This window comes from Mesorhizobium sp. M7A.T.Ca.US.000.02.2.1 (genome assembly GCF_003996995.1).
Classification (GTDB): Bacteria; Pseudomonadota; Alphaproteobacteria; order Rhizobiales; family Rhizobiaceae; genus Mesorhizobium.
The window spans coordinates 1-8557 of sequence record NZ_RZTT01000270.1; the positions used below are offsets into that span (position 1 = coordinate 1).

At 62.5% G+C, this 8557-nt stretch carries 7 protein-coding genes; 5 read left to right on the forward strand and 2 right to left on the reverse strand.

Features of this window, described 5'->3' with window-relative positions:
- Both EOD15_RS22800 and EOD15_RS22805 read right to left on the reverse strand, forming a co-directional pair.
- Window positions 1-508, reverse strand: a 508-nt coding sequence (locus tag EOD15_RS22800) for an MFS transporter (protein WP_148129619.1), incomplete at its 3' end; no start/stop codon positions are given.
- Between the two features lie 310 nt (window positions 509-818).
- Window positions 819-2483, reverse strand: coding sequence for a Na/Pi cotransporter family protein (locus EOD15_RS22805; protein WP_127322913.1), 1665 nt, complete (start codon window positions 2481-2483; stop codon window positions 819-821).
- A gap of 388 nt (window positions 2484-2871) precedes the next feature.
- Between EOD15_RS22805 and EOD15_RS22810 the strand changes: the two genes are divergently transcribed.
- The 5 genes from EOD15_RS22810 to EOD15_RS22830 all read left to right on the forward strand — a co-directional run.
- Window positions 2872-3252, forward strand: coding sequence for an RcnB family protein (locus tag EOD15_RS22810; protein ID WP_127322912.1), 381 nt, complete (start codon window positions 2872-2874; stop codon window positions 3250-3252).
- A 136-nt stretch (window positions 3253-3388) separates the two neighbouring features.
- The gene (dnaG, locus tag EOD15_RS22815) at window positions 3389-5323 is read left to right on the forward strand and encodes a DNA primase (RefSeq protein WP_127408839.1); all 1935 of its coding nucleotides are present in this window, start codon (window positions 3389-3391) and stop codon (window positions 5321-5323) included.
- 423 nt (window positions 5324-5746) lie between these two features.
- Window positions 5747-7768, forward strand: a complete 2022-nt coding sequence (gene rpoD / locus EOD15_RS22820; protein ID WP_013530149.1) for an RNA polymerase sigma factor RpoD — start codon at window positions 5747-5749, stop codon at window positions 7766-7768.
- 181 nt (window positions 7769-7949) lie between these two features.
- Window positions 7950-8243, forward strand: a complete 294-nt coding sequence (locus tag EOD15_RS22825) for a GYD domain-containing protein (protein WP_027039270.1) — start codon at window positions 7950-7952, stop codon at window positions 8241-8243.
- Window positions 8244-8349: 106 nt separating this feature from the next.
- Window positions 8350-8557, forward strand: a 208-nt coding sequence (locus EOD15_RS22830) for a DUF333 domain-containing protein (RefSeq protein ID WP_148129620.1), incomplete at its 3' end; no start/stop codon positions are given.

Sequence of the window (8557 nt, forward strand, 5' to 3'; positions counted from 1 at the left end):
CCGCCACGCCGAGCGCGCACATCACCCAGAAGGTGGCGCGCCAGCCCCAGATGTTGCCGATCGCGGTGCCGGCCGGCACGCCGATGACGTTGGAGACGGTGAGGCCAGACAGGATGACGGCGACAGCCATGCCGCGCTGGTCCTCGCGCACGAGACCCACGGCGACGACCATGGCGACGCCGAAATAGGCGCCATGCGCGACCGCCACGGCAATGCGCAACAGTAGCATCGAGGTGAAGTCGGGCGCCAGCGCGCAAGCCGCCTGGCCGATGGTGAAGGCGATGGCGAGGCCGAGCAGCAGGCTCTTGCGCGACAGCGACTTGGTGGCTAGCGCCAGCAGTGGACCGCCGATGGCGATGCCGCAGGCATAGCCGGAGACGAGATAGCCGGCCGAGGGAACCGAGACGCCGAGCCCCTCCGCCACTTGCGGCAGCACGCCGGCAATGACGAATTCGGTGGTGCCGAAAGCAAAGGCGGCGATGAACAGGGCTATGAGCGGAAGCGACATGGGGAAGCCTTAGCTGGAATGGCCTCAAACCACGGATGAGCGTCGCGGGCAATCCAGAAATTTTTGTCGCCGGTTTAGGTTTTCTTCAGTGGGGGCGCGAGGCGATGAAGCGCCAATCTCCCTCCTTGTGATGGAGATGGCCGGCAGGCCAGAGGGAGGCGCTGTCCCGCCAGCCTATCGAACTTTCTGCCGGAGCTGACGTCGGTGACAAATCAAGCAAATCAAAGGGCGGCATCGGCCGCGCTCTACGGCGCCCCCCTCTGTCCTGCCGGACATCTCCCCCACGAGGAGGGGGGAGATCGGCTGCTTCTCAGCTCGCCTTCAACCTAGATCCCGTCAGCAGACCGCGCTCTTCGAGCACCGGATAGGCCATCGAGGCCAGCAGCGAATTGATCTGCTTCAGGTCGCGGATGGTGTCGAGATGGATCGAACTGGTCTCGACGCTCTTGGCAGTGCCGTCGCGCAGGCGCACGAAATGGCTGGCGCTGGTTTCTTTTTCGCGGTCGCGAAGCCGGTCTTTTTCCAGCACCAACTGGCGGGCGGTCTCGGGATCGCGCGACACCAAAACGTTGAAGGCAAGCCGCGCATTGGCCAGCACCGAGCTATGGAAGGCGCACAGCTCGGCCCAACCCTCGTCGGTGAATTCCAGTCCGCGCTCGAACTTCTTTTTCACATGCACCAGCATGTTGCGCACGATGATGTCGCCGACCTGCTCCAGCTTGACGCAGGCGCCGATCAGCTCCTGGCAGCGCAGCGCCTCGTCCTCGGTCAGCGCGTTCCTGGTCAACTTGGCGAGGTAGAGCTTGATCGCGGCGTGCTTGCGGTCGACGCGGTCGTCGAGTGCGGCCAGCGCTTTAATCTTGTCGGCGTCGGCGCTTTCATAGAGTTCGATGATGCGCTTGAGCATGATCTCGATCGTCTCGCAGACCCGCACCACCTCGCGGGTGGCATTGGCAAGCGCCTGGCTCGGCACGTCGAGCGCGCTTTCGTTGAGCGCGGACAGCTCGACGACGTCAAGCGAGGCGGCCGGCACGGGCTTGGTGCCAAGTGCGACGATCTTCTCCGAAGCGCGGTAGACAAACCCTGCCAGCGGCAGGCCGGCGAGCAGGATCAGCACATTGAACAGGATGTGGGCATTGACGATCTGGTCCGCCGCCGTCGAACCGAGAAAGGCGAAGTGCGGCCTGAAGATCATGACCAGGATCAGCATGACAAGCGAGCCAAGCCCGCGCATCAGGAGATTGCCGATCGGCACGACGCGCACTTCGGGGCTCGACGAGCGGGTCAGCATCGGCGCGATGATCGAGGAGCCGAGGTTGACGCCAAGGATAAGAACGACGCCGAGTTCGGGCGTGATCAGGCCGCGGCCTGCCAGCGTCGCCATCAACAGCACCGCCGCGATGCTCGACTGGAACAGCCAGGTGATCAGCGCCGCCAGCAGATAGGCGGTGATGGAATCGGTCGAGAAGTAGTTGATGATGACCGGCATGAGCTGGCTGTTGCGCAGCGGCTCAGACGCCTGTCCGATCATCTCCAGCGACAGGATCAAAAGGCCGATGCCGACCAGAATGCGGCCGGTCTGGCGCCAGTCGCGCCGCTCGGTGGCCATGAACATGACCGTGCCGGTGATCAGGCACAGCGGCACCAGCAAGGTGAGGTCGAAGGTCAGCAGCTTGACCACCAGCGCAGAGCCGATCTCGGCGCCGCGCACTGCCAATTGGCCCGCGGCGCCCGAGACGATGCCAGAGCCGGCGAAGGAGCCGACCAGCAGCGTGACGGCGGTGGAGCTTTGCAGGGCGATGGCAAGGCCGGTGCCGGCCAGCACCGCCATGATCGGATTGCGCATGGTGGCGCGCAGGCGATGGCGCAGCACGTCGCCATAGGCGCGTTCGACGCCGGTCTTCACCATGCGGGTGGCAAACAGCATCAGCGCCACGGCGCCGGCCAGATGCAGAAGGACGACGGACCCGCTCATTTCGTCCCCCGCATGCAAACAGGATGCGCGTCCTGTTTGGCGTGGCGATCAGAAGGGAAAACGAGGGTACGAATCATGTTCATGGCGGTGGCTTATAATAGCTCGAATATTTTAGCCGGATAATAAAATCTTGTCGATTTCAAGGGCCGTTGCAGCGCGACGGGCGGTGTCGGAAAATGGACGGACGCGCAAATGGTTGCATTGCGGGGCGGGCGCGAAGCAACGGATAGGCCGAGTTAGCAGCGCGACAGACTCCTGACCTTTGCGATTATGTTCAGCTCTATCGGGTAAATCAAGGAATTCATTACGCAATTGTAATGCAGGCGTTCAGTTTCGGTTCATCGGTGGCCCGCTATTCCTCTGGCATCGACAACCAAGGAGACTTCTCTTGAAACGCATTGTCCTTTCCGCAGTCGCTTTCTCGATGCTGGCCGCTACGTCGCTCACCAGCCAAGCCGCACCGCTGAACGCACCGAACGCTCCGCAGTCGAACTACAGCCAGGTCGACTGGCAAAAGCCCACCAACAGGGATGTCAAGAAGCGCTTCATCCAGAAGCGCGTCATCCATAAGAAGGTCATCGTAAAGCGCAACAACTGGCGCAACGGCCACAAATATTCAGGCTGGAGACAGCACCAGCCGATCCGCGACTACGGCCGCTACGGCCTGCATCGTCCCGGCCGCGGCCAGGAATGGATCCGCGTCGGCAACGACTATGTGTTGGTCGGTGTGCTCTCCGGCGTCATTTTCGGCGCGCTTGCCGCGCACTGATCGCTCCCCAGGCGGATATTGGAAAGAGGCGGCCCGCAATGGCCGCCTCTTTTGCCTGTGGAAACCGGGTATGGCCCGCATTAAGGGTCGTCGGATTTCGCGGGTATGATTATATAATCGGGAAACGAGTTCCCCGATGCGCTTTCCACCCGCCTTCCTCGACGAGATACGCGACCGCGTGCCGATTTCATCGGTGATCGGCCAGCGCGTTGCGTGGGACAGGAAGAAAACCAACGCGCCGCGCGGCGACTATTGGGCGTGCTGCCCGTTTCATGGCGAGAAGAGCCCGTCCTTCCACTGCGAGGACAAAAAGGGCCGCTATCACTGTTTCGGCTGTTCGGTTTCGGGCGATCATTTCAAGTTCCTCACCGAACTCGATGGGATGAGCTTTCCCGAAGCGGTCGAAAAGATCGCCGACATGGCCGGTGTGCCGATGCCGGTTCGCGATGCGCAGGAGGAGCGGCGCGAAAAGGAACGCGCCAGCCTGACAGACGTCATGGAGATGGCCACCACCTTCTTCCAGGAACGGCTGCAGGGGCCGGAAGGCGCCAAGGCGCGTGCCTATCTGCGCGACCGCGGAGTGACGCCGGCGACGCAGCAATCGTTCCGGCTCGGTTTTGCGCCCGACAGCCGCAATGCTCTGAAGGAGCATCTCGCCGCCAAGGGCGTGCCCAAGGCCGACATCGAGGCTTGTGGACTGGTGCGCCACGGCGACGACATCCCGGTTTCCTATGACTGGTTCCGCGACCGCATCATGTTCCCGATTCCGGATTCCCGGGGCAAGATCATCGCGTTCGGCGGCCGTGCGCTGCAGCCGGATGCGCTGGCCAAATACATGAACTCGCCTGACACCGAGCTCTTCCACAAGGGCAATGTGCTCTATAATTTCGCCCGCGCCCGCAAGGCCTTGGCCAAGGGCGGCACGGTCATCGCCGTCGAAGGCTATATGGACGTGATCGCGCTGGCGCAGGCCGGCTTCGAGAATGTCGTGGCGCCGCTCGGCACCGCGCTTACCGAGAACCAGCTCGAACTGCTCTGGCGCATGGCGCCGGAGCCGATGCTGTGCTTCGACGGCGACAAGGCCGGGCTGAAGGCTGCGTGGCGGGCCGCCGACATGGCGCTGCCATCTGTGCAGGCCGGCCGTTCGGCGCGCTTCGCGCTGCTGCCGGAAGGCAAGGATCCCGACGATCTGGTCAAGGCCGAAGGACCGGATGCGTTTCGTAGCGTTCTGGCCGAGGCGCGGCCGCTGGTCGACCTTTTGTGGATGCGTGAGACGGGGGGCGGCGTCTTCGATACGCCGGAGCGGCGGGCCGAACTCGAGAAGACGCTGCGCGAGCTGACCAGCCGCATCCGCGACGAAAGCCTGCGCTACCACTACCAGCAGGAGATGCGCGAGCGTGTGCTGAGCTTCTTCGGCTCGCAGCGCAGTGGGCGTCAAGGTCGGCAGGACTGGAAACAGGGCCAGGGCAAGACGGCCGCGCCCGGCGGGCAGTTCGCCAAAGGCGGTGGCGGCCGCATTGCGATCACCGAAAGCCTCGGCCAGTCGGCTTTGGTCAAACGCGGCGGCGAGGGGATGTCGGTGCGCGAGGCGACGATCATCGTCGCGTTGATCAACCATCCGGCGCTGATCGACGAGAATTTCGCCCATATCGAGTTCCTCGATCTCGCCAACTCCGACCTGAGGCGGCTGCATGCGGCAATCCTCGATGCAATGGCGCATGACATGGCCAATGACCGGCAGGCGGTGATTGCGACGATCGAACGCGCCGGCTGCGCCGAGATCTGGGAGCGGGCCGTCGGGCTGATCCGGCGGATGCGGCAATGGCCGGCGCTGGAGACCGCCGCCCTTGAAGATGCCCGCGATGCTTTCAGCCAGGCGCTGCACTTGCAGCGCAGCGCGCGCACCTTACATAAGGAACTGAAACAGGCGGAAGCGGCGCTCGCCACCGATCCCACAGACGAAAACTACCGGCATCTGATCGAAATTCAGGCGCAATTCCAGGATGTGCAGGCCACGGAAGCGCTGATCGAAGGGTTTGGCGTCTCCTCGGGCAGGGCTGGGCGAGCTTAGTTGGAAGCGAGTGAATTGAGAAAGCGTCGTTGCGCGTCCAAATGGCGCGTAACGGGCTAAGTCGGGTAATTGATTCGCTTTTTTCATGCGAATCATGCGAGAGGCGCTTGACCTTCTGGCAGATTGGCGGAATCAGGACGATTCGAAACGTTAACCCGAACCCGCGTCGACGGGAAATAAGCGATGTGAGGTACTGGTCACTGGACAGGCAGCCCGCCTGCCACAGATATCAGGGTTAATCTGGACTTAATGCATGTCGCCCAAAAGGGGAAACCCGATTTGGGCAACGACATACACCAAACGAAACGAGTTGATGCAGTTACTGGCCCGGTGAAGCGCGTTTCATAAGCGAGCGCATCCGATTTGACTGGTCCGACAGCTTACGCGGCTTTGAAGTTCGGCCGCTAGGAGAAGATAAAGACTATGGCGACAAAGGAAAAGGAAGAGGTCGAAACCGAACGCGAAGGCGCCACCGATGGCCCTCTGCTCGACCTTTCCGATGATGCTGTCAAGAAGATGATCAAGGCCGCCAAGAAGCGCGGCTATGTCACCATGGACGAGCTGAATTCGGTGCTGCCCTCAGAGGAAGTGACCTCCGAGCAGATCGAGGACACGATGGCGATGCTGTCCGACATGGGCATCAACGTGGTCGAGGACGACGAGCAGGGCGAGGAGCCCGAGGCCGCCGACACCGCGGCCGATGCCGAGGAAGACGCCAACGAGTTGGCTGAGCAGACCGGCACCGCGGTTGCCGCCACCACCACCAAGAAAGAACCGACCGATCGCACCGACGATCCGGTGCGCATGTATCTGCGCGAGATGGGCTCGGTCGAGCTGTTGTCGCGCGAGGGCGAAATTGCCATCGCCAAGCGCATCGAGGCCGGCCGCGAGACGATGATCGCGGGTCTGTGCGAAAGCCCGCTGACCTTCCAGGCCATCATCATCTGGCGCGACGAACTCAACGAATCCAAGATCCTGCTGCGCGAGATCATCGATCTCGAAGCCACCTATGCCGGCCCCGAGGCCAAACAGGCGCCGGTGGTCGAGCGCGTCGAGGAAGCCAAGGTCGAGGACAAGCCGCGCCGTTCGCGCGACGACGAAGACGACATCACGAATGTCGGCGCCGATACGCGTGGGCTGACGGATGACGACGACGAAGACGAGGACGAAGCGAGCCTGTCGCTGGCCGCGATGGAAGCGGAACTCCGCCCGCAGGTGATGGAGACGCTCGACGTTATCGCCGACACCTACAAAAAGCTGCGCAAGCTGCAGGACCAGCAGGTCGAGAACCGTCTGGCCGCCGCCGGCACGCTGTCGCCCAGCCAGGACCGCCGGCTGAAGGAGCTCAAGGACCAGCTGATCAAGGCGGTGAAGTCGCTGTCGCTCAACACGGCGCGCATCGAGGCGCTGGTCGAGCAACTCTACGACATCAACAAGCGCCTGGTGCAGAACGAAGGCAAGCTGCTCAGGCTGGCCGAAAGCTACGGCGTGCGCCGCGAAGAGTTCCTGAAGGAATATCAGGGTTCCGAGCTCGACCCGAACTGGACGCGCTCGATCGGCAATCTGACCTCGCGCGGCTGGAAGGAATTCACCAAGAACGAGAAGGATGCGATCAAGGACCTGCGCGCCGAGATCCAGAACCTCGCCACCGAAACGGCGATCTCGATCCTGGAATTCCGCAAGATCGTCAATCAGGTGCAGAAAGGCGAGCGCGAAGCGGCGATCGCCAAGAAGGAAATGGTCGAAGCCAATCTGCGCCTCGTCATCTCCATCGCCAAGAAATACACCAATCGCGGCCTGCAGTTCCTCGACCTGATCCAGGAAGGCAATATCGGCCTGATGAAGGCGGTCGACAAATTCGAATACCGCCGCGGCTACAAGTTCTCGACCTACGCTACGTGGTGGATCCGGCAGGCGATCACGCGTTCGATCGCCGATCAGGCGCGCACCATCCGTATTCCGGTGCACATGATCGAGACGATCAACAAGATCGTGCGCACCTCGCGCCAGATGCTGCACGAGATCGGCCGTGAACCGACGCCGGAAGAACTGGCCGAAAAGCTTGCCATGCCGCTCGAAAAGGTGCGCAAGGTCTTGAAGATCGCCAAAGAGCCGATCTCGCTCGAAACGCCAGTCGGCGACGAGGAGGATTCGCATCTGGGCGATTTCATCGAGGACAAGATGGCGATCCTGCCGATCGACGCGGCGATCCAGGCCAATCTGCGCGAGACCACCACGCGCGTGCTGGCCTCGCTGACGCCGCGCGAGGAGCGCGTGCTCAGAATGCGCTTCGGTATCGGCATGAACACCGACCACACGCTGGAAGAAGTCGGCCAGCAGTTCTCGGTCACCCGCGAGCGTATCCGCCAGATCGAAGCCAAGGCGCTGCGCAAGCTCAAGCACCCGAGCAGGTCGCGCAAGCTGCGCAGCTTCCTGGATAGCTGAGACTTACCGATGCAAAGAGTTCAAGGGCGCCGATGGCGCCCTTTTTTGTTGTGGGGCGCACTCTTGCGGGCGAGGCCCTTCGGGAGGATAATTTCGTTGTCGGATGCATTTTCTGGGCGACAACCCGGATGCCCGCCCCGGCGAAGCCGCCGTGCTCCGTGGCCCCGGAGGGAGGTGTGCCATGACAAGCTACATCGTGCTGATGAACTGGACGGAGCAAGGTGCCAGGAACGTACGCGAGTCACCGAAGCGGCTCGACGCCGCCAGAAGGCAACTGGGAGACATGGGCGGATCGTTCAAGGCGTTCTACCTGACCATGGGAGAATACGATATGGTGGCTGTAGTCGAAGCGCCCGACGACGCGGTGCTGGCGCGCTTCTCGCTGATGCTGGCGGCTGCGGGCAATGTCAGGACGCGGACGCTGAAGGCCTTTCCCGAATTAGCCTACCGCGAGATCATCACCTCGCTCGGATAAAGGAATCGGCAGGGTTTCTCGAAGTCGCTGGTTGGTGCCGGCCTGGTGGCGCTTTGCCGCAAGACGGGGCGCTTCGCCGTGATAGAATGCGGCCGGGGAGATCGCGATGAAGAAGGTTTCGATATTGGTCGCCAGCTTTGCCGCTTTGTCCTCGCTGCCGTTTTCCGCCGGCGCCAGTGCGCAAAAACCGGTCGGCATGGCCAATCCGGCATCCGTCCATTGTGGCGAGAGCGGCGGGCGCTCGATGATCAGGAAGGACAAGGCCGGCAACGAATATGGGTTTTGCCGCTTGCCCAACGGGCGCCTTTGCGAGG